The 22137-nt window shown below is 71.6% G+C and carries 27 protein-coding genes; 16 read left to right on the plus strand and 11 right to left on the minus strand.

Features of this window, described 5'->3' with window-relative positions; translation table 11 throughout:
* The first annotated feature begins 1 nt into the window (after nt 1).
* From ABZW32_RS27880 to ABZW32_RS27905, 6 genes are all read left to right on the plus strand, one after another.
* The gene (locus ABZW32_RS27880) at nt 2–1189 is read left to right on the plus strand and encodes a histidine kinase (protein WP_356220795.1); all 1188 of its coding nucleotides are present in this window, start codon (nt 2–4) and stop codon (nt 1187–1189) included.
* The gene (locus ABZW32_RS27885) at nt 1186–1872 is read left to right on the plus strand and encodes a response regulator transcription factor (RefSeq protein ID WP_356220797.1); all 687 of its coding nucleotides are present in this window, start codon (nt 1186–1188) and stop codon (nt 1870–1872) included. Before ABZW32_RS27880 ends, ABZW32_RS27885 begins: the two co-directional genes overlap by 4 nt.
* A 125-nt stretch (nt 1873–1997) precedes the next feature.
* The gene (locus ABZW32_RS27890) at nt 1998–2228 is read left to right on the plus strand and encodes a hypothetical protein (RefSeq protein ID WP_356220865.1); all 231 of its coding nucleotides are present in this window, start codon (nt 1998–2000) and stop codon (nt 2226–2228) included.
* A complete protein-coding gene (locus ABZW32_RS27895) occupies nt 2228–2884 on the plus strand; it encodes a pilus assembly protein TadG-related protein (RefSeq protein ID WP_356220800.1) in 657 nt (218 codons plus the stop codon). Before ABZW32_RS27890 ends, ABZW32_RS27895 begins: the two co-directional genes overlap by 1 nt.
* A 30-nt stretch (nt 2885–2914) precedes the next feature.
* Nucleotides 2915–3502 (plus strand): hypothetical protein, encoded by a 588-nt coding sequence (locus tag ABZW32_RS27900; protein ID WP_356220802.1) that lies wholly within the window; start codon nt 2915–2917, stop codon nt 3500–3502.
* Nucleotides 3503–3506: 4 nt separating this feature from the next.
* Nucleotides 3507–4145, plus strand: coding sequence for an OmpA family protein (locus ABZW32_RS27905; RefSeq protein WP_356220805.1), 639 nt, complete (start codon nt 3507–3509; stop codon nt 4143–4145).
* Nucleotides 4146–4165: 20 nt separating this feature from the next.
* Here the strand turns inward: ABZW32_RS27905 and ABZW32_RS27910 are convergent, their stop codons facing one another.
* Complete coding sequence (locus ABZW32_RS27910) at nt 4166–4696, minus strand: TetR/AcrR family transcriptional regulator (RefSeq protein ID WP_356220807.1); 531 nt, start codon at nt 4694–4696, stop codon at nt 4166–4168.
* A gap of 95 nt (nt 4697–4791) precedes the next feature.
* Here ABZW32_RS27910 and ABZW32_RS27915 point away from each other — a divergent pair, with 95 nt between their 5' ends.
* A complete protein-coding gene (locus ABZW32_RS27915) occupies nt 4792–5211 on the plus strand; it encodes a nuclear transport factor 2 family protein (protein ID WP_356220810.1) in 420 nt (139 codons plus the stop codon).
* Nucleotides 5212–5239: 28 nt separating this feature from the next.
* On the opposite strand, the gene ABZW32_RS27920 is transcribed toward ABZW32_RS27915, so the two are convergent.
* The 3 genes from ABZW32_RS27920 to ABZW32_RS27930 are packed head-to-tail and all read right to left on the minus strand — an operon-like array spanning nt 5240 to nt 6506.
* Complete coding sequence (locus ABZW32_RS27920; RefSeq protein ID WP_356220811.1) at nt 5240–5440, minus strand: hypothetical protein; 201 nt, start codon at nt 5438–5440, stop codon at nt 5240–5242.
* A gap of 5 nt (nt 5441–5445) precedes the next feature.
* Nucleotides 5446–5643, minus strand: a complete 198-nt coding sequence (locus tag ABZW32_RS27925) for a hypothetical protein (protein ID WP_356220814.1) — start codon at nt 5641–5643, stop codon at nt 5446–5448.
* Nucleotides 5644–5654: 11 nt separating this feature from the next.
* On the minus strand, nt 5655–6506 hold the full coding sequence (locus tag ABZW32_RS27930) for a helix-turn-helix transcriptional regulator (protein ID WP_356220816.1): 852 nt from the start codon (nt 6504–6506) through the stop codon (nt 5655–5657).
* A gap of 189 nt (nt 6507–6695) precedes the next feature.
* Here ABZW32_RS27930 and ABZW32_RS27935 point away from each other — a divergent pair, with 189 nt between their 5' ends.
* Together ABZW32_RS27935 and ABZW32_RS27940 are read left to right on the plus strand one after the other, a co-directional pair.
* Nucleotides 6696–7229 (plus strand): ATP-binding protein, encoded by a 534-nt coding sequence (locus ABZW32_RS27935; RefSeq protein ID WP_356220819.1) that lies wholly within the window; start codon nt 6696–6698, stop codon nt 7227–7229.
* A 390-nt stretch (nt 7230–7619) separates the two neighbouring features.
* Nucleotides 7620–7952, plus strand: coding sequence for a hypothetical protein (locus ABZW32_RS27940; protein WP_356220822.1), 333 nt, complete (start codon nt 7620–7622; stop codon nt 7950–7952).
* Here the strand turns inward: ABZW32_RS27940 and ABZW32_RS27945 are convergent.
* On the minus strand, nt 7927–8517 hold the full coding sequence (locus ABZW32_RS27945) for a helix-turn-helix domain-containing protein (RefSeq protein WP_356220824.1): 591 nt from the start codon (nt 8515–8517) through the stop codon (nt 7927–7929). The two genes, ABZW32_RS27940 and ABZW32_RS27945, sit on opposite strands and share 26 nt — an antisense overlap.
* Before the next feature lie 129 nt (nt 8518–8646).
* Here ABZW32_RS27945 and ABZW32_RS27950 point away from each other — a divergent pair, with 129 nt between their 5' ends.
* Complete coding sequence (locus tag ABZW32_RS27950; RefSeq protein WP_356220826.1) at nt 8647–10227, plus strand: MDR family MFS transporter; 1581 nt, start codon at nt 8647–8649, stop codon at nt 10225–10227.
* A 120-nt stretch (nt 10228–10347) separates the two neighbouring features.
* On the opposite strand, the gene ABZW32_RS27955 is transcribed toward ABZW32_RS27950, so the two are convergent.
* Entirely contained in the window at nt 10348–11064 is a 717-nt protein-coding gene (locus ABZW32_RS27955; protein ID WP_356220828.1) for a TetR/AcrR family transcriptional regulator C-terminal domain-containing protein, read from the minus strand.
* A gap of 185 nt (nt 11065–11249) precedes the next feature.
* Between ABZW32_RS27955 and ABZW32_RS27960 the strand changes: the two genes are divergently transcribed.
* The 3 genes from ABZW32_RS27960 (at nt 11250) to ABZW32_RS27970 (ending at nt 14313) form a co-directional block, all read left to right on the plus strand.
* Nucleotides 11250–12863, plus strand: a complete 1614-nt coding sequence (locus tag ABZW32_RS27960) for a CocE/NonD family hydrolase (RefSeq protein WP_356220867.1) — start codon at nt 11250–11252, stop codon at nt 12861–12863.
* A 123-nt stretch (nt 12864–12986) separates the two neighbouring features.
* Complete coding sequence (locus tag ABZW32_RS27965) at nt 12987–13850, plus strand: polysaccharide deacetylase family protein (protein ID WP_356220831.1); 864 nt, start codon at nt 12987–12989, stop codon at nt 13848–13850.
* A 142-nt stretch (nt 13851–13992) separates the two neighbouring features.
* Nucleotides 13993–14313, plus strand: coding sequence for a nuclear transport factor 2 family protein (locus ABZW32_RS27970; RefSeq protein WP_356220833.1), 321 nt, complete (start codon nt 13993–13995; stop codon nt 14311–14313).
* Between the two features lie 16 nt (nt 14314–14329).
* Here the strand turns inward: ABZW32_RS27970 and ABZW32_RS27975 are convergent, their stop codons facing one another.
* A complete protein-coding gene (locus ABZW32_RS27975; protein ID WP_356220835.1) occupies nt 14330–15463 on the minus strand; it encodes a serine hydrolase domain-containing protein in 1134 nt (377 codons plus the stop codon).
* 185 nt (nt 15464–15648) lie between these two features.
* On the opposite strand from ABZW32_RS27975, the gene ABZW32_RS27980 reads away from it, so the two are divergent.
* Nucleotides 15649–16275 (plus strand): hypothetical protein, encoded by a 627-nt coding sequence (locus tag ABZW32_RS27980; protein ID WP_356220837.1) that lies wholly within the window; start codon nt 15649–15651, stop codon nt 16273–16275.
* Nucleotides 16276–16435: 160 nt separating this feature from the next.
* Here ABZW32_RS27980 and ABZW32_RS27985 read toward each other — a convergent pair whose 3' ends face one another.
* The 3 genes from ABZW32_RS27985 to ABZW32_RS27995 form a co-directional block, all read right to left on the minus strand.
* Nucleotides 16436–17746 carry an extracellular solute-binding protein gene (locus ABZW32_RS27985; RefSeq protein WP_356220840.1) on the minus strand — a complete coding sequence of 437 codons (1311 nt, stop codon included), beginning with the start codon at nt 17744–17746 and terminating at the stop codon, nt 16436–16438.
* Nucleotides 17747–18097: 351 nt separating this feature from the next.
* Nucleotides 18098–18715, minus strand: a complete 618-nt coding sequence (locus ABZW32_RS27990) for an SMI1/KNR4 family protein (RefSeq protein WP_356220842.1) — start codon at nt 18713–18715, stop codon at nt 18098–18100.
* A 60-nt stretch (nt 18716–18775) separates the two neighbouring features.
* Nucleotides 18776–19144 (minus strand): DUF192 domain-containing protein, encoded by a 369-nt coding sequence (locus tag ABZW32_RS27995; RefSeq protein ID WP_356220844.1) that lies wholly within the window; start codon nt 19142–19144, stop codon nt 18776–18778.
* 81 nt (nt 19145–19225) lie between these two features.
* Here ABZW32_RS27995 and ABZW32_RS28000 point away from each other — a divergent pair, with 81 nt between their 5' ends.
* Nucleotides 19226–19939, plus strand: a complete 714-nt coding sequence (locus ABZW32_RS28000; RefSeq protein WP_356220846.1) for a prepilin peptidase — start codon at nt 19226–19228, stop codon at nt 19937–19939.
* A 131-nt stretch (nt 19940–20070) separates the two neighbouring features.
* Here the strand turns inward: ABZW32_RS28000 and mgrA are convergent, their stop codons facing one another.
* Nucleotides 20071–21108 (minus strand): L-glyceraldehyde 3-phosphate reductase, encoded by a 1038-nt coding sequence (gene mgrA / locus ABZW32_RS28005; protein ID WP_356220849.1) that lies wholly within the window; start codon nt 21106–21108, stop codon nt 20071–20073.
* 127 nt (nt 21109–21235) lie between these two features.
* Here mgrA and ABZW32_RS28010 point away from each other — a divergent pair, with 127 nt between their 5' ends.
* Complete coding sequence (locus tag ABZW32_RS28010) at nt 21236–21997, plus strand: isoprenyl transferase (protein ID WP_266841925.1); 762 nt, start codon at nt 21236–21238, stop codon at nt 21995–21997.
* Nucleotides 21998–22137 lie beyond the last annotated feature (140 nt).

The raw sequence follows: 22137 nt of genomic DNA on the forward strand, positions 1-22137 counted from the left end.
CATGACCGCACTGCACCTGCCGTTACTGCGCGCGGCCCGCGGACGGGACGCGGCTCCCGGACGGGACACGGGCCCCGGACGGGACACGGCTCCCGCCCCCTCCCTCGCGGTCCAGGCGAACGCCCTCCAGAGCCTGTGCCGGCAGGTCATGGCCTTCCGGCTGGTGATGACCGGCCTCGGCGCCCCCTTCTCCCTGGGCCGTACGGCGTCCGGGGCACCCACGTACCTGGTGTCCGGCGCACTGCTGGCCACCTTCATGCTGTCCTACGTCCTCTTCCGCGACTGGGAGCGCTTCGGGCCGCTGCTGCTGCGCCACCGCTGGCTGCTGGCGGTGGACATGGCTCTGAGCGGCCTCCTGCTGATCGTGGCCACCCCCACCTCCCCGGTCGGGCTGGTCGCCCTGTGCACCCCGCTGCTGGCCGGGCTGGTCTACGGATGGCGGGGCTCGGCGGTGTACGCGGCCGCGCAGGCGGTGGCGGTGGCCGCCCTGGGCGGCGGCTTCGTGCTCTGCCTGCTGTGCGTGGTGGCCGGGGCCGCCGGATCCGGGCTGCGGGAGCTGCTGCTGCGTTTCGGGACGGCCGTACGGAGCCTGGCGGCGGCCGAGGCGGTCCGGGAGGAGCGGGAGCGGCTGGCCCGGGAGATGCACGACTCGGTGGCCAAGACCCTGCACGGCCTGGCACTGGCCGCCGACGCCCTCGCCCGCACCCCCGACCCGGAGGCGATCCGCCGCCAGGCCGAACTGGTCGCGGACGCGGCCCGCCGCGCCTCCGCGGAATCCCGGGCCCTGCTGACGGAGCTGCGCGTGCCCGGCGCCGCCCTCCTGCCGGGGCTGCGCGCCCTGGACGCGGAACTCCGCACCACGGGCACGCTGCCCGTCCTTCCCCCGGGGGTGGTGCACCAGCTCCTGGCCGTCGCCGGGGAGGCCGTGGAGAACGCCCGCCGCCACGCGGGGGCCTCGCGCGTGGAGATGTCGGTGTGCGCGGAGCCCTCCACCCTCACGGTGACGGTCGAGGACGACGGCGTCGGCCTGCCGCCCGTACTGCCCTCCGTACTGCCGGCCGGGCACTTCGGGCTCCTCGGCATGAGGGAACGCGCCCGGGCCATCGGCGCCGCCTTCGAGGTCGGCCCCCGCACCACGGGCCCCGGCACCCTGGTCCGCCTGACCCTGCCGACGGGGGGCCGCCCGTGAGCACCCTGCGCGTCCTGATCGCCGACGACAACCCCGTCGTCCGCGCGGGCCTGAGCAGCCTCCTGGCCACCACCGAGGACCTCGTGGTCGTCGCGGAGGCCCGGGACGGCCACGAGGCCCTCCACCTGACCCGGCTCCACAGCCCGGACGTGATCCTGCTGGACGTCCGCATGCCGGGGGTCGACGGCATCTCGGCCCTGCCGCACCTGGTGTGCCTGGCACCCGTGCTGATGCTGACGTACAGCCAGGAGCCCGATGTCGTCCGCGAGGCCCTGCTGCTGGGCGCGGGCGGCTACCTCGTCCACGGCGAGTTCACCCCCGACGACCTCCTGCGCGCGGTCCGCGACACCCGGGCCGGCCGCGCCCACTTCACCCCGACGGCGGCGACCGCCGTGCTCGCGGAACTCCGGTCCTCTTCGCAACAGCAACGAAATGTGGGACAGTCTACGGAGCGCGTGCACAACTCCGTTGCTTTCGGGCTGAGTTCGCGGGAGGTGGAGATCATGGATCTGATCGCGTCCGGCATGAACAACCAGCAGATCGCCGGCGCCTGCTTCATCAGCGAGAAGACGGTCAAGAACCACATCAACCGCATCTTCGCCAAACTCCGGAGCACCTCCCGCAGCGAGGCGATAGCCCGCTGGCTGGGAACCGCCCGTCCAGGGGTGACCGGCCATGGGTAGACGGAGTACGCAGTGGGTCCGTATTTGGGCCCCGGGACCCTTGGTGACGACCGGTAACTCGTCGTACCGTCCGCAAATCAACAGCGGCACCGGCCCGGGAGGGAACCCCCATGTCACACAACTCGCTGCTGAAGGCATCGGTCGAGGCGAAGCTCCGCCTGAACGACTGGACGGACACGGCGGTGGCGCGGATCCGCAAGCGCTACGCGAACCTCGACCGGGGGCAGACCGCGTTCGAGTACCTGGGCATCATCCTGGTGGTCGTGGTGATCATCGGGGCGATCGTGGGATCGGGTATCGGCACCGAGATCACTACGAAGATCAAGAAGGCAGTGCAGGACATCAAAGCCGGCTAGTGGCGCCCTTCGGCAAGCTTGACGCCAGTCGAGGGCAGGCCTTCCCCATCTACATCGTGGTGGTGGCGGGTCTGCTCTTCGTCGCGCTCGCCTTCTTCGCGATCGGCCAGGCCTCCGTCACGCGAAGTGACGCGCAGGGAGCGGCTGATGCGGCCGCGCTGGCGGCGGCCCGGGAGGCCAGGGACGGCGGCTTGACCGGTCTGGACCTGGTCGGAATGAAGCCGGATGACTGGGTGAAGTTTCTGACGGGCGATCTTCTCACCGGCAAGGGAGCCTGCGCCGCCGCCGTCGACTTCGCGGCCAGGAACGATGCCAGGGCCACCTGCGAATCGTCGCTGCCCCGCTTCGCCGTCACGGTGGAGACGAAACGTACGGTGGGCGAGTCGGTGATCCCCGGAACGGACGGCATGCACGGCGAGGCCCGGGCCGAAGCCGTCATCGAGCCCCTGTGCACGCTGGGATCCGCACCCACCCCCACCGCGACGCCCCAGCCCGACCCCACCGCCACGGCATCTCCGGGGCCGAGCGCCACTTCGGTGCCGGCCCGGGTCAAGCTGCGGTGCAAAGGGGGAAAGTCCATTGACATCGACCCGTTGAACCCGGGATCCCTGCGCGGGTTGGCACGGTCCTTGTTCAACGTGCGACTGGTCGAGTGAGAGCCAATGAGAGACAAGGAAGCGGCTTACATGAGGATTCGGCACACGGTGAAGGTCCGCGGGGGAGCGGCCACGGCGGTCGTGGCGGTCTTGGCCCTCGCGCTGGCCGGCTGTGGCGGCGGGGAGAAGCCGAAGGCGACGGGCGTGCAGAGTGCATCGTCGCCGCAGTCTCAGGGCAACTCCTCCGGCGCGACCCCGGCGGGTGGGGCCAGTTCCGCGCCGCTTCAGGTCCTCGCGTCGGTGACCGGCGCGGACGGGATGTCCCTCGTCATCAACTCCGTGCAGCGAGACGCCGGTGGATTCGTCACGGTGAACGGACAGATCAAGAACGGCGGCACCGAGAGCTTCGCTGGCACGTCGGCCTGGCGTGGCATCGAGCTGAAGGGGAGCGGGGAATCCGTGGCGGGGGCTACGTTGGTGGACAAGGCGGGCAAGAAGCGCTACTACGTGCTCCGGGACACGGAGTCCAGGTGCCTGTGCACCACGGGGATCTCAAGCGTGGCCCCCGGGCAGAGCGTGGCCTTCTTCGCCCAGTTCCCCGCCCCGCCCGCCTCCACCACCGAGGTCGAGTTCAGCCTCCCCACCTTCGCCACGGCAACCGTCAAGATCTCCGGGTGACGCCATGACCACACGCCACCGCGCAGCCGCCGCCACAGCCGTTTCGGCCCTGATCATCGCCGGGGCCCACCTGCTCGGTGCCACCGCCGCCCACGCCGACGACGTCAAGCCGTCCGCGCCGCCCGGTACCGAGCCGTCCGCCGCGGCGCCCGTGCCGATCGACTCCGCCTCGCCGGGGCTCAAGATCCCCCAGGGCGGCACCCTCGCCCCCGCCAAGGTGCTCGACATCGCCGAGGTCGTCGAGGACCTCGGCGGGGAGCAGCGGCGGCAGGAGACCAACCAGACCGTGATGATGGCCCTGCAGTCCGAGGTCCTCTTCCCCGAGAACAGTGCCGTCTTCAACGCCCAGGCGGCCGCCCGCATCCAGGCCATCGCCAACGAGATCAACACCCAGAAGGCCACCCGCGTCCGCGTCTTCGGCTTCACCGACGACCAGGGCACCTACGAGCACGGCCAAGAGCTCAGCAAGCAGCGCGCCGACGCCGTGCAGGCGGAGCTGGCCAAGACCGTCACCGCTCCCGGGGTCACCTACGACGTCCGCGGCTACAGCGAGGACTACCCGATCGCCGACAACAGCACCGAGGAGGGCCGCAAGAAGAACCGGCGCGTCGAGATCACCTTCCCCCGCAGCACCGGCGGCTAGCCGGTCAGCCGGGCGGCCCGTCAGCCGGTCAGGCGTTCCGCCATCGCGCGCGCCCTGCGCGCCGGCTCCGGGCCCGGGGAGAGGGTGGCCACCGTGATCGCGCCCTCGACCAGGATCAGCAGTTCGTCGGCCGTGTCGGGGGAGTCCGGGACGAGTTCCGCCAGCAGGGTGCGCAGTTCCGCCTTGTGGCGGCGTACGGCGTCGAGGACCCCGGCCGGGCCCCCGGCGCCCAGTTCCCCGTACGCGTTCTGGAAGGCGCAGCCCCGGAAGTCCGCCTCCGAGAACCACCGCTCCAGCCAGTCGAAGACCGCGCCGACCGGTTCCGGGGCCCCGGTGACCGCCTCCCGCAGGCTCCCCGTCCAGCGCCGGTCGCGCCGCTCCAGGTAGGCCGTGACCAGGGCTTCCTTCGCCGGGAAGATCCGGTACAGCCGCTTCAGCGGCACCCCCGAGCCGGCGCGGATGCGGTCCATGCCGACGGCCTGGATGCCGTGTGCGTAGAACAGCTCCTCCGCCGCGTCCAGCAGCCGGGTGCGGGCCTCTTCCTCGTCCATGAGGGCAGCGTAGCCCAGTCGGCCTTGCCGCGAGAACGGTCGTTCTCGTACAGTGGAGAACGATCGTTCTCCACTGATCGAGAGGGGACCCCCGCATGTCCGTTTCCGCCCGCCCGCCGCTGCCGCCCTTCACGGAGGAATCCGCCCGCGCCAAGGTCCAGGCCGCCGAGGACGCCTGGAACAGCCGCGACCCCGAACGCGTCTCGCTCGCCTACACGGAGGACTCCGTCTGGCGCAACCGCGACCGCTTCCTCACCGGCCGCGCCGAGATCCGCGCCTTCCTCGCCGACAAGTGGGAGCGCGAGCTGGACTACCGGCTCCGCAAGGAACTGTGGGCGTACACCGGCAACCGCATCTCCGTCCGCTTCGAATACGAGTGGCACGACGCCGCCGGGCAGTGGTGGCGCAGCCACGGCAACGAGCAGTGGGAGTTCGACCCCGCCGGTCTGATGCGCCGCCGCGAGGCCAGCATCAACGACGTCCCGATCACCGCCGCCGAGCGCCGCCTCGCCTGATCCCGCGACGCCGCCACCCTCACCGGCTTCACCCGTCGCCCAGCAGGTGGTCCGCCTTCCCGGCCTTGATGTCGCGGATCAGCTGGCGCAGTGACTCCGCCGAGTCGGTGAGGTGGGCGGCTTCGGCCCCGGCGACGGCGATGTAGCTGTTCCCGTTCCCGTCGACCCCGATCCGGTAGCAGGAGTTCCCCTCGCCGCAGAACGGCTCTTCCCAGGCCACATCGGCCATTCCGGTCAGCCTTCCAGGAGGTGGTCGGCCTTTCCGGCCTTGATGTCGCGGATCAGCTGGCGCAGTGACTCCGCCGAGTCGGTGAGGTACGCGGCTTCGGCGCCCGCGACGGCGATGTAGCTGTTCCCGTCCCCGTCGACCCCGATCCGGTAGCAGCTCGCGCCTTCGCCGCAGAAGGCGTCTTCCCAGGTGATGTCCGGCATCGGTCGTCCTCTCAGGCGTGGCGGGCCAGGCGGTGGATGAAGTCCCGAGAGGCCTCGGGGGAGAGGCTGAGGCTCTCCATCCAGTCCAGCTGGGCCCGGTACTTGGCCAGTTGGGCTTCGGTGTGCAGGAAGTCCGGGCCGTGTGTGCTGTCCACCTGCACGGTGTCGAGCTGGGGCACCGGCCCTTCCGAGTAGTTGACGGTCTGGCCGGCGCCCGGGAATCCGCCCGCCTCAAAGGTAAGCACGCGCAGCACGACGTTGTCGCGTTCGGACATGTGGTTCAGGTGTTCCAGCTGCGCCCGGGAGACCTCGGCTCCCCCGAACTGCATCCGCAGTGCTGCTTCGTGGACGATTGCCACGTACTCGGGCGCCGAGTCGTGCGCCAGTACGTGCTGGCGCTCCAGGCGGTAGGCCAGTCGCAGGGCGACCTCCGCTTCCGGCAGGGCCGGGACGACGAACCGGAAGAGGGCCAGCGCGTGATCGCTGGTTTGCAGCAGTCCGGGGATGTGGACCGAGTGGGCGCACCGCATGCGTGACGCGTGCGCCTCCAGCTCGGCGATGTCGAGTATCGGAGCCGACAGTGAGCCCCGGTAGCGCTCCCACCAACCACGCTTGCGGGTCTGGGTCATGGCGACGAGGGCCTCGACGTACTTCTCGTCGGCGCAGTCGCAGTGGCAGGCCAGGGAGCGCAGTCGTTCTTCGCTGATGGCGCGGATGCCCTGTTCGATGGCGGAGACCTTGGAGCGGTCGACTCCGAGCAGGCCGGCCGCGGACTCGGCCGAGACGTCAGCGGCGAGCCTCATGCGGCGCAACTCGGTGCCAAGTCGCTTCTGCCGTTCGGTCGGTGCGGTGCGTGGCGGCATGGGTGCAGTCTGCCGTGCAACTGGCACCCGATCCACCGGGGTGCAATCACCACGACCGGGTGGTGAAAAGACCCCCTTGGGCGCTACGTTGAGTGCTGCACCGCTCACACAGGGAAGTTGAAGTGCATCGCCGCAGCATGCCTCGGGCCTCGGTGACGAGCCACGCTCCCCGTGTCGTGTGAGCCATCCGTGCGCGTCGAACTCACCTTCGTCCACGTCGACTTCAGGGAGTCCGTCATGTTCAGCGCCCTTTCCGCCTGCCCGCCGCCCCGGCCCGTCGGGGGTGCGTGCGAGCCGCCCGCGCCCGATGCGCTCGCGTGCAGCCTCACCGTGCCCGGAGCCCCGTACAGCGCCCAGATCGCGCGCGGCGCCGTACGGGCCGTGCTGCACACCTACCGGCTCGACCCACTCGCCCCCGCCGCCGTGCAGGTCGCCGGGGAACTCATCGCCGCCACCGGGCACTTGGAGCCCGGCCGGAGTCTCTACCTCTCGGTCCGCTACCGCGACGACGCGCTGCGCCTGAGCGTCTACGACGGCCACGCCCCCCACTCCCACCCCCGCCTGGCCGCCCACTGCGAGGCCCGGCGGCGGGCGGGGCTGCGCGTGATGGCGGCCGTCGTGCGGGACTGCGGCGGGGCGTGGGGGTTCGGGGAGTCGCGTGAGCCCGGGGGCGGCACCCGGACCTGGGCGAGCCTGCCCCACACCGGGGCTGCCGAGTGGTGAGGGGGGCGCGGGTCTCCGGCGGGTGAACATCCCCTGACGGGACGGCTGTTCGGGGTATGGATGGCCCGGCGTGCGGTCAGGATGCGGGCATGGTGGTGGATGTCAGACGGAACCTCGCCGGTGCGGTCTTCGCCGTCGTGCTGATGGGGGCCGCGCTCTGGTGGGTGTCGCTCCCGGACTCCGTGCGGGTGCCCGCACGGACCTGTGGGGGTGTTCTGCCGGGGAGGGAGGTCGCCGCGTTGCTGCCGTCGAGGACGCGCGGCGAGGGGTACGCGGAGTCCCGGGAGCCCGTGCGGTCCGACGGTGACGCCTGGTGCCGGATGACCGCGGGGGGGCGGCGCCCTCTGGGTCGACCACCACTGGCTCACCCCCGAGGACGCCCGCAGCCGGGTGCGGGGCAACGCCCCCGTCCGGCTGGCGGAGGTCGAGGGGTACGCGAACGACCACGCGGCGGTCCTCTACCTGCCCTGCCGGGCCCCCGCCGGCGTCGAGGCCCGCTGGCTCGCGGTCACCGTGCACCGGAGGGAGAGCCGGGTGGCGGGGGAGGGGGTGCCGCCCGGCAGTGCGGAGCCGCTGGCCGCCCTCGCCGCCGACGCGGCCCGCCACCTCGCTCCGCTCCTGCCCTGCGACCTCGGCTTCCGGCTCGCCCCCGGCCCGCCGGTCGTGGGCACGGCCGTCGTCGAGCCGGCCACCCCCGCTACTCCGTCTGGTGGGCCCGGGTGATCAGGTCGGTGGCCACTTCCAGGGCGGCCTGGCGGGTTTCCTCCGGGTCGCCCTCCACGTGCTGGAGGAACATCATCCCCGCGTGCAGGGTGAACAGGGCGCTCACGCAGCGCACCTGGTCCGCCAGCGGGCCCTCCTCCGTGCGCAGCAGTTCCACCAGGGTGAAGAGCCGCTTCTTGACGGTCTCGCCGATGCTGAGTTCCCGCATCGTCGCCTGGTTCTCCTGCATGAAGCGGTACAGCTGTGCGCCCGACGCCATCGCCTCGCTGTACCGGCGCAGCACTTCCCGCTTGGTCTCCAGCGTCCGGGGCTGCCCCTGGGCCCACTCGATCAGCTCGTCGATCGGCCGCGTCGAGTCCTCGAAGACACTGATGATGATGTCTTCCTTGGTCTTGAAGTGGTAGTAGAGCGCCGCCTTGGTGACGTCCAGCCGCTCCGCGATCTCCCGCAGGGAGGTCTTCTCGTACCCCTGCTCGGCGAAGAGTTCCAGCGCGACGTCCTGGATGCGCTGGCGCGTGTTTCCGCGCTTGGCCTGCGGAGCGGTTTCGCTGGAACTGCTGGACATGACTCTCCCCACGAGAACTTACTTGACGCCCGGCTAGTAGCAGGGCTACCTTCCCCAGTGTAGTGAACTAGCCGGGCGGCAAGTAAGTGCCCGACCGAATGAAGAAGTGCCAGTACCAGGGGAGTGGACATGAGCGAGACGGTCAAGCAGGCGGACGCCCCGGGGGAGGTGAAGCCGCGCAGCGTGCGCGTCGTGCTCATGGCACTCATGATCGCCATGCTGCTCGCCATGCTAGACAACATGATCATCGGGACCGCGATGCCGACCATCGTCGGTGAGCTCGGTGGTCTCGAACACCTCTCCTGGGTGGTCACCGCCTACACCCTGGCCACCGCGGCCTCCACCCCCATCTGGGGCAAGATCGGTGACATGTACGGGCGCAAGGGCTCGTTCCTCACCTCGATCGTCATCTTCCTCGTCGGCTCCGCGCTCAGCGGCATGGCCCAGGACATGGGTCAGCTGATCGGCTTCCGCGCGATCCAGGGTCTGGGCGCCGGCGGTCTGATGGTCGGCGTCATGGCGATCATCGGCGACCTGATCCCGCCCCGTGAGCGCGGCAAGTACCAGGGCATGATGGCCGGCGTGATGGCCCTCGCCATGATCGGCGGCCCGCTGGTCGGCGGCACCATCACCGACCACATGGGCTGGCGCTGGGCCTTCTACATCAACCTCCCGCTCGGCGCCGTCGCCCTCGCGATGGTCACGGCCGTGCTGCACCTGCCCAAGAAGAAGGCGCAGGGGAAGATCGACTACCTGGGCGCGGCCCTGCTGACCGTCGCCATCACCTCGACCGTCCTCGTCACCACCTGGGGCGGCACCGAGTACTCCTGGGGTTCCGCGGAGATCATCGGCCTGATCGTCGCCGGCCTGCTCTCGCTCGCCGCCTTCCTCTACGTCGAGACCAAGGCCGCCGAGCCGGTCATGCCGCTGCACATCTTCCGCAGCCGCAACTTCACGCTCATGTCCGTGATCGGCTTCCTCGTCGGCTTCGCGATGTTCGGCGGCGTGCTCTACCTGCCGCTCTTCCAGCAGTCGGTGCAGGGCGCCTCCGCCACCAACTCGGGCCTGCTCCTCCTGCCGATGCTGCTCTCGATGATGGTCGTCTCGCTCGTCGCGGGCCGGATCACCACCAGCAGCGGCAAGTACAAGATGTTCCCGATCATCGGCGGCGCGCTCATGGTCGTCGGACTCTTCCTGCTGGCCTCCATGGACACCGGCACCACCCGCCTGGTCTCCGGCCTCTACATGGCCGTCCTCGGCGCCGGTCTCGGCTTCCTGATGCAGATCACCATGCTGGTCGCGCAGAACAGCGTGGACATGAAGGACATGGGCGTCGCCTCCTCCTCGGCCACCCTCTTCCGCACCCTGGGCGGCTCCTTCGGCGTGGCCCTCATGGGCTCGCTGTTCACCACCCAGGTCACGGACACCATGTCCGAGCGGCTCGGCCCGCAGGCCGCCAAGGCCGCCGGTTCCGCCCAGCTGGACGCGGCGAGCCTGGCCAAGCTGCCCGAGGCCGTGCGCGACGCCTACCAGCACGCGGTGGCCGCCGGTACGCACTCGGCGTTCCTGCTGGGTGCGGGCATCGCCGTCATCGGCTTCGCGCTCGCCTGGTTCGTCAAGGAGGTCCCGCTGCGGGGCGCCGGTCCGGCCCAGGCCGGCGGCGAGGGCGCCAAGGCCGCGGCGGCTCCGCAGGACTCCTTCGCGCACTGAGTCCGGCCGTACGCGACGAACGAAGGAACGCACGGGCCCGGCCCGGGGACGAATCCCCGGGCCGGGCCCGTTCCTCGTGCGGCCGCGGTACGGAAAGGGGCGGCGTGCGGCCCCGCGGGATCAGCCGGTGTCGAGGCCGTCGACGAGGCGGTTGAGGAACCGGTCGAAGGTGGCTTCCGGGGTGACGGGGCGCGCCGGTGCGGCGAGGGCCTCGGCGAGTTCCGGGTGGCGGCCGTCCATCGCGACGGCGGTGAGGTAGCGGACTTCGGCCGCGACCCGGTCGGGGGACCGTGAGGCCGCGGCCCGCGCGATCTCATGACCTACGTGCCCGGCCACGAACGCGGTGAGCTGGGCGAAGACCTCCAGTTTCGCCGCACCGTCCAGTCCGGTGGGCCGCAGGGCCGCGAGCGCGCGTTCCAGGAAGGCCAGGGTGTTGGGGCCGGGGGTGCGATGGGTGGCCAGCGCGGCGGGCAGCCACGGGTGTCGCAGCATATGGGCGCGCTGGAGGTGGGCGATGGCCTTCAGCGCGGCGCGCCAGTCGTCGGTGGGGGTGTGGGCGGTCGGCAGTTCGCCGCTGACGTGGTCGACCATCAGTTCCAGCAGCGTCTCCTTGTCGGGGGCGTAGCTGTAGAGCGACATGGCGCCGGCTCCGACCTGTGCGGCGACCCTCCGGATGGTGACCGCTTCGAGCCCCTCCGCGTCGGCCAGGGCGACGGCCGCCGCCGTGATCGCCTCTCTGCTGTAGGCGGGCTTGCGCCCCCTGCGGGGCCGGGTGGAGCCCAGCCAGAGCTGTTCGGGGTCGATGCCTGCGGCATCGGACCCTCCTCCATGGGACATGACCCTCGTTCCCTTCCTTTCCTTGATCGAGGAGGCCCCTTGCGGGATCCATCCCTGCATCGTCTATTCTCGTACATCGTACGGATATCGAGGAGGGGAACGATATGACGACACGCACGCACGCTCCTGCGCCGAGGACGACCTGGGCCGTGCCGTCCGGCAAGCCGCCGCTGGCCTCGCGGATGATGAGGGCGACCTGGCGCGGACTCCCGGCCAAGCGGTACGACGCCGGGTGGGAGCCGGGTCTGCGGGTGCCGGCCGCCGACGGCAGCCCGCTGGTCACGGACCACTACTTCCCGCGCGCCGAGGGCGACTTCCCCACCCTCGTGGTGCGCTCGCCGTACGGCAGGGGCCTGCCGTGGTCCCCCATGTACGGCGTCCTCTTCGCCGAACAGGGCTTCCACGTGGTGCTGCAGAGCTGCCGCGGCACCGGCGGCTCCGGCGGTGACTTCGACCTGTGGCGCAACGAGGCCGCCGACGGCCTGGCCACGGTGTCCTGGCTGCGCGAGCAGCCCTGGTTCGACGGAACGCTGGGGACCGTCGGCCCCAGCTACCTGGGCTACGTGCAGTGGGCCCTCGCCGCCGACCCGCCGCCGGAGCTGAAGGCGATGGTGGTGCAGGTCGGGCTGCACGATCCGTACTCCCTGTTCTACGCGGACGGTGCGCTCCGCCTGGAGAACGCCCTCGCCGTCGGCGCCGGCATGACGTACCAGCACCAGGGCATGGGCCGGTTCATCAGGGCGACGATGCGTCTGCAGCGCCGCCTGGGCGAAGTCACCACCGCCCGGCCGCTGCGCGGGGCCCACGCGCCCGCCCTCGGGGGCGAAGTGCCCTGGCTGGACGAGGTGATGGCGCACCCGGACGCCGGGGACGCGTACTGGCACGGTGCGTCGTTGGCGACGGTGGCGGAGCGGTCGGCCGTGCCGACCGCCCTGATCTCCGGATGGCACGACGTCCTGGGCGACCAGACCCTCGGGCAGTACCACCGGCTGCGCGAGGCCGGCTGCGAGACCTCCCTGCTCGTGGGCCCCTGGACCCACACCTCCGCGCTCCAGCAGGGGTGGCCCGAGGTCTTCGCCGAGAGCCTCGCCTGGCTGCGCGCGCACCTGTGCGGCGACCCCTCCGGCCTGCGTCCGACCCGGGTGCGCGTGCACGTCGGCGGCGAAGACGACTGGCGGGACCTCGACGACTGGCCGCCGGCCGCGGCCACCACCTCGTGGTTCCCCGCCGGGCAGGGGGACCTCACCCGGCAGGCTCCCGCGGAATCCGCGCCACTGGTGTCGTTCCGCTACGACCCGGACGACCCCACCCCCTCGCTCGGCGGCCCGCTGCTCTCCCGTACGGCCGGTCCCCGCGACAACGGCACCCTGGAGGCCCGGGACGACGTACTGACGTTCACCGGTCCCCCGCTGACCGAGCCCCTGGACGTCCTCGGCCCGGTCTCCGCCCGGTTGACCATCTCCACGGACACCGGCCACGCCGAGGTCTTCACCCGCCTGTGCGACGTGGACGAACAGGGCCGCTCCGTCAACGTCTGCGACGGGCTGGGCCGGATCGGGACGGCCGAAGGGGCGCCCTCGTCCCTCACCGTGCCGATGAGTTCCACCGCCCACCGCTTCGCCGTCGGTCACCGCGTGCGCTGGCAGATCAGCGGGGGCGCCCATCCGCGCTACGCCCGCAACCCCGGCACCGGGGAATCGGCGGTGGACGCCACGGCCTTCACGCCGGTGCGCATCACCCTCCACACGGACTCCGCGCTGCTGCTCCCGACGACCGCCCCCGATGCGGGAGGGGCGTAAGGGGCTGTAAAGGAGCAAAGTCCTTATTACCTGGAATTTATAGGGCAATCGGGTGGAACCCGGCCTGGTTCCAAGGCGTCATGACCCACAGGACCCTCGCACGTCCGGATGGGGAGTGGACACATGACGCGCACGCAGAAGCAGGCCCTGCGGACCCGGATGGCAGTCGGCGCCTCGGCCGTGGCCGTCGCCGCGACCGTCTGGGGCGTGACGGCCCTGGTCGCCGCGGACGACCGCACCGCCCACCCGCAGGACAACGCCTCCCGCCAGGACGGCGGCTCCCGCCGGGGCGAAGCGGACGGCGGCCCGGACGAGGGGGGCACCGGCGGGGCCGCCACCGGCGCCGGTGGCGCCCCCGCCGCCCCCGCGGGGCTCCCCGACACCATCGCCCACGCCTCGGAGGGCGGCGGGAACACCGTCAACATCACCATCGACGACGGCCCCGACCCCCGCTGGACCCCACAGGTCCTCGACGTCCTGGCCCGCCACGACGTGAAGGCCGTCTTCTGCATGATCGGCCCGCAGGCCAAGGCCCACCCGGAGCTGGTCAAGCAGGTCGTCGCGGCCGGTCACCGGCTCTGCGACCACACCATGAACCACGACACGACCATGGACAAGAAGCCCGTCGCCTACCAGGAGGCGCAGATCCTCGACGCGAAGAGGCTGATCGAGGAGGCTGCGGGCGGCGGCGCGAAGGTCGAGTACTACCGGGCCCCCGGCGGGGCCTTCACCCCCGACAGCCGGCGGATCGCCGCCGCCCACGGCATGCGCCCGCTCGGCTGGAACGTCGACACCAAGGACTTCGGCAGGCCCGGGACCGCCGCCATCGTCGCCGCCGTCAAGCGGGAGATGGGCAACGGCCCGACGGTGCTCTTCCACGACGGGGGCGGCGACCGCCGGCAGACCGTCGAGGCCCTCGACCAGGTGCTGACCTGGCTGAAGGACCAGGGCCGCCCGACCGGCTTCCCGGTCCGCACCGCCCCCTGAGCCGCGCCCCGACCCGCGCCCGCACCGCCCCTTGACACGCCGTCCGGCGGCGAACGGGTGAGGGTCGCCGCGTCCACGGCCGCCACGGTGTTCCCTGGTCGCGCACGCAGCACCGTACGCACGCACCCGCCCAGGAGCATCCGTGATCGACCCCACCCGGCTGACCGACCCCACCGTCCGCGCCTTCGTCACCGCCGTCAACGCCGGGGACCGTACCGCCTTCCACGCGGTCCTGACCCCCGGCGCGACCATGTCCGACGACGGCTCGGACCGAGACGTCGACGACTGGTCGGAGCGGGAGATCTGGTCCTGCCACGGCCACATGTCGGTCGACTCCGAAGCCGACGGGGGCCGCTCCCTGGTGGTCGACTACCGCAACGACACCTGGGGCGAGATGCGCACCGCCTGGCGGTTCGAGATCGCCGACGGCCACGTCGTCCGCTTCGAGACCGGCCAGGCCTGACCCCGGAGCCCCGGGGCTACAGCCCCCGCGCCACCTTCAGCACCGCCGCCACCAGCGGACCGTTCTCCGGGCCCGTACCGCCCGGGAAGCCGAAGCGGCGGCGCGTGTACCCGTACGCGATGCCCGTCACCGGGTCGGCGAAGCCCAGCCCGCCCGAAGCGGCGCAGTGCCCGAAGGCCTCCGGGCCCACCGCGTGCTGCCGCTCGAAGCCCAGACCGAAGTGGTCGGCCTCCGGAACGACCGAGTCCGTGCCCGGGGTGTGCGGCCGCGCGACCTCCGCCACGGTGTCCGGCTCCAGCAGCGCCGGGAGGCCGTTCAGCCCGCCGACCGCCGCCGCGTACAGGTCCGCCACCGCGCGCGCCGTGCCGACGCCGCCCGCGGAGGCGGGGCCCCGGCCCTTCACCTGCGGGTGGTTGGCGTACGCGACCAGGTCCATCGCGGGCTCCCGGTGCCAGTTGAAGGCGATCTTCATCAGCTCCGGCAGCGGGTCGCCCGCAGCGAGCAGCTCCAGCTGGGCCGGGGTCGGCACCATCTCCAGCACCGGCTTCCAGCGGCCCTCCTCGGAGGACGGCAGACCCATGTACAGGTCCAGCCCGTACGGGGCCCGCAGCCGCTCCTCGTAGACCTCCTGCAGGGAGCGGCCGGTCGCCCGCCGGACCACCTCGCCCGTCAGGGCGCCGATCACGAAGGCGTGGTAGCCGTACGCCGTACCGGGCTCCCAGTAGGGCTCGGACCCGGCCAGCCGCGCCGCGATCAGGGCGTCGTCCGCGATCTCCTCGTACGAGAAGCCCTCCGGGGTGTTGATCAGCCCGGAGCCGTGCGCGACCAGCTGCCGCACCGTCAGCCGCTCCTTGCCGTGCCCCGTGAACTCCGGCCAGTACGAGGACACCGGACGCTCCAGGTCCAGTACGCCCTCCTGCGCCAGCAGGGCCACCACCAGGTGCGCGGCGCCCTTGGTGATCGAGTAGACCCCGGTCAGGGTGTCCCCCTCGGTGTCCTCGCCGCCCCACAGGTCGACGACGACCCGCCCGTGGTGACGCACCGACAGCTGCGCCTCGGGCGAGACGTGTTCGCCGGCCACGAAGGCCTCGAACTCCTCCCGCACCGGCTCCCAGCCCGCCGCCACCGTTCCGTTCACCGTCACGCCCATGCCATCCCCCGTTCGTCGCACGCGGATCCTTCCGTCGTGTCCGTGGGCAGCCAACCAGAGGCGGTGGGATCGTATTCCTGTCGGATCCGGGAGTTTGTCACCTGCGCGCGCCCGGCCCGCTCCCTTACGGGTGAACGCGCCCGCGGCGTCGTTCCGGCCCGCCGCGGCCTCCCGTTGGGCCGTACATGAACCGCACCCGTACCGTCGCCCTCAGCCTCGCCGCCACCGTCGCGGCCCTCGCGCCCGCCCTCGGGCAGGCCGCCGCCACCGCCGCGCCGGGCACGTCCTACCTCCAGGACCCGGCCGGGGACGAGCACGCGATGAAGTCCATGTGGACCAAGGACGACATGCACAAGGTGGAGGGACAGCTCCGCTTCCACCCGGGCGTGCAGTACAAGACGGTGACCCGCTCCGGCCCGCCGGAGGCGCCCGAGTGGAAGCGCCAGGTGGGCGATCCCAGGACGCTGGCCTGGCAGCCGTCGTACGAGTTCGCCTGGGCGGTCTCCGACTCGGCGCTGGTGAAGAAGGCCCTGACCACCAAGGACGGCAACCAGCCGATCGTCGTCCACGCGGTGCTGCGCGACGCGAAGGGGGCCGCGGCGGGCGAGGTGCGCAAGGAGCTGTCCGGACAGCCGGCGACGGGGCGTCAGAAGGTCGCGGGGAACAAGCGGATCGCGTGCGACACCGGCGAGTACACGGTGGAGTGGTCGGTCACCCGGACCGGCTACGGGACGCTGACGGGCAGCCTGCGCTGGGACTCCAGCTGCGAGCAGTACCGGACGGCGTTCGCCGCGGAGAACGGGGCGCACTAGCCGCGCGGAGCAGGAGGGGGAGGGGAGGCCTGGCGCCCCGGCACCTTGTGGGTGCTCGGCGGGCGACCGGGCCGGGGCCTTGGATCAAGGCCGTCACGGTCATGGTGCCGTACGGGATGGGTACGTGCGGAGGGTCGAAGGTCCCGGTTCGGGAGGTGTTTCAGTGCTTCTTCTTGCCGGCTTCGGCGGCCTTCGCGGCCATGCCCTCCAGGATGGCCTTCGGGTCGCCGCCCGGCTCCACGGCCCGCCCGATGCCGCGCTTGATGGTGTCGCTGACCGTCACCCACGTCGGATCGTTGACGGGGTAGAGCTGGGCGCCGCGCAGGGCGGTCAGGAACTGCTCGTCGGTCCTGTCCAGACCCCCGCCCGCCGGGGTGCGGGAGGCCGTGACCGTCGAGGGCAGCAGGTGGTAGCGGCCGGCGAAGTCCGACAGGTACTTGTCCGCGTAGACGAAGTCGAGGAACTTGCCGATCTCGACGCGGTGGTCGTTCTGCTTGAAGGCCATCATCCAGTCGGCGACGCCGACGGTCGGCGGGGTCTCGCCCGAGCTCAGGTTGTCCGAGACCGGCATGGTGACGGTGCCGACGGTGATGCCCTTGGCCCGCGCCTCGTGGGAGAGGGAGGGGTAGCCGTTGAGCATCCCGACCTCGCCGCGCAGGAAGGCGGCGAAGGCGTCCGCGCGGTTGAGCTGCGACGGCGGCGTCGGGCCGGTCAGGCCGGGGGCGACCATCTGGTCCCGGAGCCAGCGCAGGGTGTAGATGTTCTGGTCGGAGGCCAGGGCGTAATTGCCGCTGCTGTCGGCGTATCCGCCGCCGTTGCTCAGCTCCCAGATCAGCGTCTCGGCGTGCGCCTCCTCGGGGCCCAGGGGAAGGGCGTACGGGTACTTCACGCCCTTGTCCTTGAGCGCCTTGGCGGCGGCCTTCAGGTCGGACCAGTTCTTCGGCTGCCAGGTGGCCGTGGCGTCCTTGGGGATGACCCCGGCGTCGGCGAGCAGCTTCTGGTTGTAGAAGAGCAGGCGGCTGCTCGCCACGAAGGGGAGGCCGTAGAGGGTGCTGCCGACCGAGCCCGCTTCGGCGAGGGGCTGGAGGAAGTTCGATTCTGCGGTGATGGAGAGGAGCTCGTCCGCGGAATACAGCTTGCCCTGCGCGGCGAAGTCAGAGTACGAGCCCATGAGGGCCATGTCGGGCGCCTTGCCGGCCTTGACCATACGGGAGACCTCGCGGTCGATGTCGGCCCAGGGAAGCAGCTGGACCTCGACCTTGATGTCCGGGTTGGCCGCGGTGAAATCCTTCGTCACCTGGTCCCAGAAAGCCTTGGAACTGTTGCCGGCATTGTCGCCGTATTCGGCCGCGACCAGGCGCAGGGTTCCACTGCCACCCGACCCGGCGTCGGAACTTCCGCAGCCGGACAGCGGTATCAGCAGGCCGAACACGGCCGCCGTGGCGGCAGCGCCGAACATTCTTCGTCGCACGGGTGGATACCCCTGATTTTCTTTTGAAGCCGGATATTACTTATGAGTCACTCCGGGCTGGGGTGTCCCTCCGTGGCCCGTTGGCCGGAATTCTCTCCTGAGGTCGGTGGGATTGATTCCATTGGGTCGGCAGTTGTGTTCAATGCTCCAAGTTCGGCAATTCCCGCTCGTGTTTTCCGATATGTGATCCAGGAATCGGACGCGCGTAGACGTGCGGAGACATGCCGAAAAGCCCGTTTCCGGCCGGGAAACGGGCTGAAGGGTGCGGCGGGGTGCGGCGGGGTGCGGCGGGGTGCGGCGGGGTGCGGCGGGTCGTGGCAGGAGCCGGCGGGCCGGCCGGCCGGGCGTCGGCTAGTCGGCGAACTCGCCCGCGTAGGGGTCGGGCTCGCCGGTCTCGGGGTTGCGGCCCTCCTGCCAGCGGCGCTGGGCCTTGCGCCAGTGGACGAAGCTGAGGTGGCCGACGTCCCAGAAGGTGATGCCGACGGGGCTCACGTCGAACTCGTCGGAGCACAGCAGCAGCAGGAATTCGGCCATGCCGTACGGGTACACCGCGAACGCGTCGGCGGTGTGCCGCCCGACGACGAGGACCGGCCACCGGTCCGGGTCCGGGTCGGTGGTCAGCCAGCACAGGACGTCGGCGCCGCCGGTGACGCCCCACGCGACGATGGACTCCGGGTCCACGTCGAAGGCGGCCCGGCCGCCCCCGTCCTCCCAGGCCTGCCGGGCGTTGGCGGTCTCCTCCGACATCTCCGCCGGGTCCCACTGGAGTCCCGGCTTGGGCAGCGGCAGCAGGATGCTGGCCTCGCCGTTGATGGAACCGGCCCCGTAACGCCCCATGAACGCGACGAAGTCGGCCGGGAACCGGGTACCCCAGACGGCCTCGGCCGCCTGCCAGTCGATGTCCTCGTCGGCGCCGTGCGTCGCCGGCATGATCTGCTCCAGCGCCTTGATCCGCGCGTTCTCCGTCATGCCGCTCCCCTGCGCGCCCCAGCTCAACCGCCTCAACCTACCGCCCGAGCGCCCGCGGACCTAGGCGGTGTCGAGACGGCCCCGAGGCCGCACCCCGACCCGGATCCCCGGGCGCAGCCCCCAGCCCGCCATCGCGCCCGCCTCCGCCTCCAGGACGTGCCGGGAGAGCGGGCGGGGCAGGCCCAGGCGGCCCGGCGCCATCGTTACCACCGCGCGGACCCGCAGGCTCCGGTCCAGGTAGGCCACGTCGATCGCGAACCGCATCCGGAAGGTGTGCACGCTCGCCGCCGGGGTCAGCAGCAGGGCACCCTCGATGCCGTCCCGCCCCAGGAGCCCGCGCGTCCGCGCCCGGTACGAGGCGGCCACCTCCAGCGGTACCGCCACCGCGCCGACCTGGAGGATCCCGTACCCGTCGTCCCACCGCGTCATGGCGGCCACCCTAGGCCCCCCTCCCCCCGGGGAAAGGGGAAACGGCCGCCGGGCCCGTACGCCGCGGTCTACCGTCGGCGGATGGGCCACGCCGTGATCGTCCTCCTCGCCGCCGCGTACGGCGCCGCCGCCGGGCTGGGGCTGCCGCGCGCCGCGTACCGGCTGTCCGTGGAGCCCGGTGAGCCCTGGCGGCGCAGCTGCCCGCGGGGGCACCCGCTCGCCGGGTGGTTCGGCCCCGCCCGCTGCGCGGGGCTCCGCTACGGGCCCGCCGGGGCCTGGGCGGCCTCCGGGGCCGTCTGCGGGGCGCTCGCCGCCGCGGTGGGACCGCGCCCCGAGGCGGCGGCGTACGTACTGCTCGCCCCGGCGCTGGTGCTGCTGGCCCTCGTCGACCTCGCCGTGCACCGGCTGCCCGACGTGCTCACCCTGCCGCTGGCCGCCGCCACCGCCGCGCTCCTCGGCGCCGCCGCCCTGCTGCCCGGCGCCGCCGGGTCGTGGCGGCTCGCACTGCTGGGCGGGGGCGCGCTCGGGGCCGCGTACCTCCTGCTGTTCCTGATCAACCCCGCCGGGATGGGCCTCGGCGACGTCAAGCTGGCGCTCCCGCTCGGGGTCGCTCTTGGGTGGTACGGGTGGGGGGTATGGCTCGCCGGGGCCTTCCTGGGCCTGCTCTACGGGGCCCTGTACGGCCTCGGCCTGCTGCTCAGGGGCCGGGCGACCCGTACGACGGGCTTCGCCTTCGGCCCCTTCATGGCCGCCGGAGCCCTCACCGGAGTGCTGCTGGGCGGATTCGGAGCGTAATCGTTTCGCGGCAATGCACGCATCTCGCTTTACGAAGGGTTATGGTGGAACCCCCCCCTCGGGCCGGTCCGTATCCCCCCCACGGACCGGCCCGTTTTTTTCTCACCGCCCCTTCCGGGCGAAGGCGCAGGTCAGCCGCGTTGGGCCCAGATGTTGGTGCCGGGGGTGGAGACGGCGAAGGAGTCGATCTCCTTCAGCTCCTCCGCGGACAGCGGCGCCCCGGCCAGTGCGGCCACGTTCTCCTCCAGCTGCCGGACGCTCGAAGCGCCGATCAGCGCGGAGGTCATCCGCTCGTCGCGCAGCACCCACGTCAGCGCCAGCTGCGCCAGCGACTGCCCGCGCCGCGCGGCGATCTCGTTCAGGCCGGCGAGGCGGCCGCGCACGTCCTCGGAGAGCAGGTCCGGGTTGAGGGACTTGCCCTGGCTGGCACGCGAGCCCTCCGGGATGCCGCCCAGGTACTTGCCGGTCAGCAGGCCCTGCGCGAGCGGCGCGAAGGAGATGCAGCCCATGCCGGCCTCCTCCAGGGTGTCCAGCAGGCCGTCCTCCTCCGTCCAGCGGTTGATCATGGAGTACGAGGGCTGGTGGATCAGCGGCCGCACCCCCATCCCGCGCAGGATCCGCGCCGCCTCGGCCGTCTGCTCCGCCGTGTACGAGGACACGCCGACGTAGAGCGCCTTGCCCTGCTGGACCGCGGACGCGAGCGCGCCCATGGTCTCCTCCAGCGGGGTCTCCGGGTCGAAGCGGTGCGAGTAGAAGACGTCGACGTAGTCCACGCCCATCCGCTTCAGCGACGCGTCGAGCGAGCCGAGGAGGTACTTGCGGCTGCCCCACTCACCGTAGGGGCCCGGGTGCATCAGGTAGCCGGCCTTGGTGGAGAGCACCAGCTCCTCGCGGTAGGACGCGAAGTCCTGCGCGAAGATCTTGCCGAAGTTCAGCTCGGCCGAGCCGGGCGGCGGGCCGTAGTTGTTGGCCAGGTCGAAGTGGGTGACGCCGAGGTCGAAGGCGCGGCGGAGGATGGCCCGCTGGGACTCCAGGGACTTGTCGTCACCGAAGTTGTGCCAGAGGCCGAGGGAAATGGCCGGAAGCTTGAGGCCGCTGTGGCCGGTGCGCCGGTACTGCATGGAGTCGTAGCGCGAGGGCTCTGCCCGATAGGGATTGTTATCAGTCACGATGTCCTCCCTATCACGGACTTGTGACCGACCGAGTTGGGTACCCGATCCCGCCGCGCAGTAATGTGGCCGCCTCGGGGGAGACCGCAATCCGCACGGGGGCATTGCACGGAGGGGCTGGAAGATCGTGAAGCTGCGCGACCTGGTGTACAGGCTCTACGCACGCCGGGTGGAAGGCCGCCTCGACCACGACGCGTCACCCAAGCACATCGGCGTCATCCTGGACGGGAACCGGCGCTGGGCCAAGGCGGCGGGGAGCACCACGGTGCAGGGCCATCAGGCCGGCGCCGACAAGATCTCCGAGATGCTCGGCTGGTGCACCGAGACGGACGTCGAGGTCGTCACCCTGTGGATGCTGTCCACGGACAACCTGGACCGGCCCGAGGTCGAGCTCCGCCCGCTGCTCAACATCATCGAGAACACGGTCCGGGGCCTCGCCGCGGACGGCCGCTGGCGCGTCCACCACGTGGGCAACCTCGACATCCTGCCCGCACAGACCCAGTCCGTGCTCAAGGAGGCCGAGCAGGCCACGCACGACGTCGACGGGATACTGGTCAACGTCGCCGTCGGCTACGGCGGCCGCCAGGAGATCGCGGACGCCGTGCGCTCGCTGCTCCTGGAGCACGCCGAGAAGGGCACCTCCTTCGAGGAGCTCGCCGAGGTCCTCGACATCGACCACATCGCCGAGCACCTCTACACGCGCGGGCAGCCCGATCCCGACCTGGTGATCCGCACCAGCGGAGAGCAGCGGCTGTCCGGATTCATGCTGTGGCAGAGCGCCCACTCGGAGTACTACTTCTGCGAGGTCTTCTGGCCGGCCTTCCGCAAGGTCGACTTCCTGCGCGCGCTGCGCGACTACGCCGCCCGCCACCGGCGCTACGGCACCTGACCCCGCGGAGCTGACGCCCCTTCGGTCCCTCCCGTCCCCTCGCGAAGCCTTCACCAGGGATTCACCGAGCGTCCGTCATATGCCATGGCATGGCGGCGCATGTTCGAGGGCATAACCCAGACAGGTCGACGCCCGATCCA

The organism is Streptomyces sp. NPDC004667 (assembly GCF_040609475.1).
Classification (GTDB): Bacteria; Actinomycetota; Actinomycetes; order Streptomycetales; family Streptomycetaceae; genus Streptomyces.

What these genes read in the sequence shown, in the direction of transcription:
- ABZW32_RS27880 (WP_356220795.1), top strand. Translation starts at nt 2, where the DNA reads ATGACCGCACTGCACCTGCCGTTACTGCGCGCGGCCCGCGGACGGGAC.
- ABZW32_RS27900 (WP_356220802.1), top strand. Translation starts at nt 2,915, where the DNA reads ATGAGGATTCGGCACACGGTGAAGGTCCGCGGGGGAGCGGCCACGGCG.
- ABZW32_RS27905 (WP_356220805.1), top strand. Translation starts at nt 3,507, where the DNA reads ATGACCACACGCCACCGCGCAGCCGCCGCCACAGCCGTTTCGGCCCTG.
- ABZW32_RS27910 (WP_356220807.1), bottom strand. Translation starts at nt 4,696, where the DNA reads ATGGACGAGGAAGAGGCCCGCACCCGGCTGCTGGACGCGGCGGAGGAG.
- ABZW32_RS27915 (WP_356220810.1), top strand. Translation starts at nt 4,792, where the DNA reads ATGTCCGTTTCCGCCCGCCCGCCGCTGCCGCCCTTCACGGAGGAATCC.
- ABZW32_RS27920 (WP_356220811.1), bottom strand. Translation starts at nt 5,440, where the DNA reads ATGGCCGATGTGGCCTGGGAAGAGCCGTTCTGCGGCGAGGGGAACTCC.
- ABZW32_RS27925 (WP_356220814.1), bottom strand. Translation starts at nt 5,643, where the DNA reads ATGCCGGACATCACCTGGGAAGACGCCTTCTGCGGCGAAGGCGCGAGC.
- ABZW32_RS27930 (WP_356220816.1), bottom strand. Translation starts at nt 6,506, where the DNA reads ATGCCGCCACGCACCGCACCGACCGAACGGCAGAAGCGACTTGGCACC.
- ABZW32_RS27945 (WP_356220824.1), bottom strand. Translation starts at nt 8,517, where the DNA reads ATGTCCAGCAGTTCCAGCGAAACCGCTCCGCAGGCCAAGCGCGGAAAC.
- ABZW32_RS27950 (WP_356220826.1), top strand. Translation starts at nt 8,647, where the DNA reads ATGAGCGAGACGGTCAAGCAGGCGGACGCCCCGGGGGAGGTGAAGCCG.
- ABZW32_RS27955 (WP_356220828.1), bottom strand. Translation starts at nt 11,064, where the DNA reads ATGTCCCATGGAGGAGGGTCCGATGCCGCAGGCATCGACCCCGAACAG.
- ABZW32_RS27960 (WP_356220867.1), top strand. Translation starts at nt 11,250, where the DNA reads ATGAGGGCGACCTGGCGCGGACTCCCGGCCAAGCGGTACGACGCCGGG.
- ABZW32_RS27965 (WP_356220831.1), top strand. Translation starts at nt 12,987, where the DNA reads ATGACGCGCACGCAGAAGCAGGCCCTGCGGACCCGGATGGCAGTCGGC.
- ABZW32_RS27975 (WP_356220835.1), bottom strand. Translation starts at nt 15,463, where the DNA reads ATGGGCGTGACGGTGAACGGAACGGTGGCGGCGGGCTGGGAGCCGGTG.
- ABZW32_RS27980 (WP_356220837.1), top strand. Translation starts at nt 15,649, where the DNA reads ATGAACCGCACCCGTACCGTCGCCCTCAGCCTCGCCGCCACCGTCGCG.
- ABZW32_RS27990 (WP_356220842.1), bottom strand. Translation starts at nt 18,715, where the DNA reads ATGACGGAGAACGCGCGGATCAAGGCGCTGGAGCAGATCATGCCGGCG.
- ABZW32_RS27995 (WP_356220844.1), bottom strand. Translation starts at nt 19,144, where the DNA reads ATGACGCGGTGGGACGACGGGTACGGGATCCTCCAGGTCGGCGCGGTG.
- ABZW32_RS28000 (WP_356220846.1), top strand. Translation starts at nt 19,226, where the DNA reads ATGGGCCACGCCGTGATCGTCCTCCTCGCCGCCGCGTACGGCGCCGCC.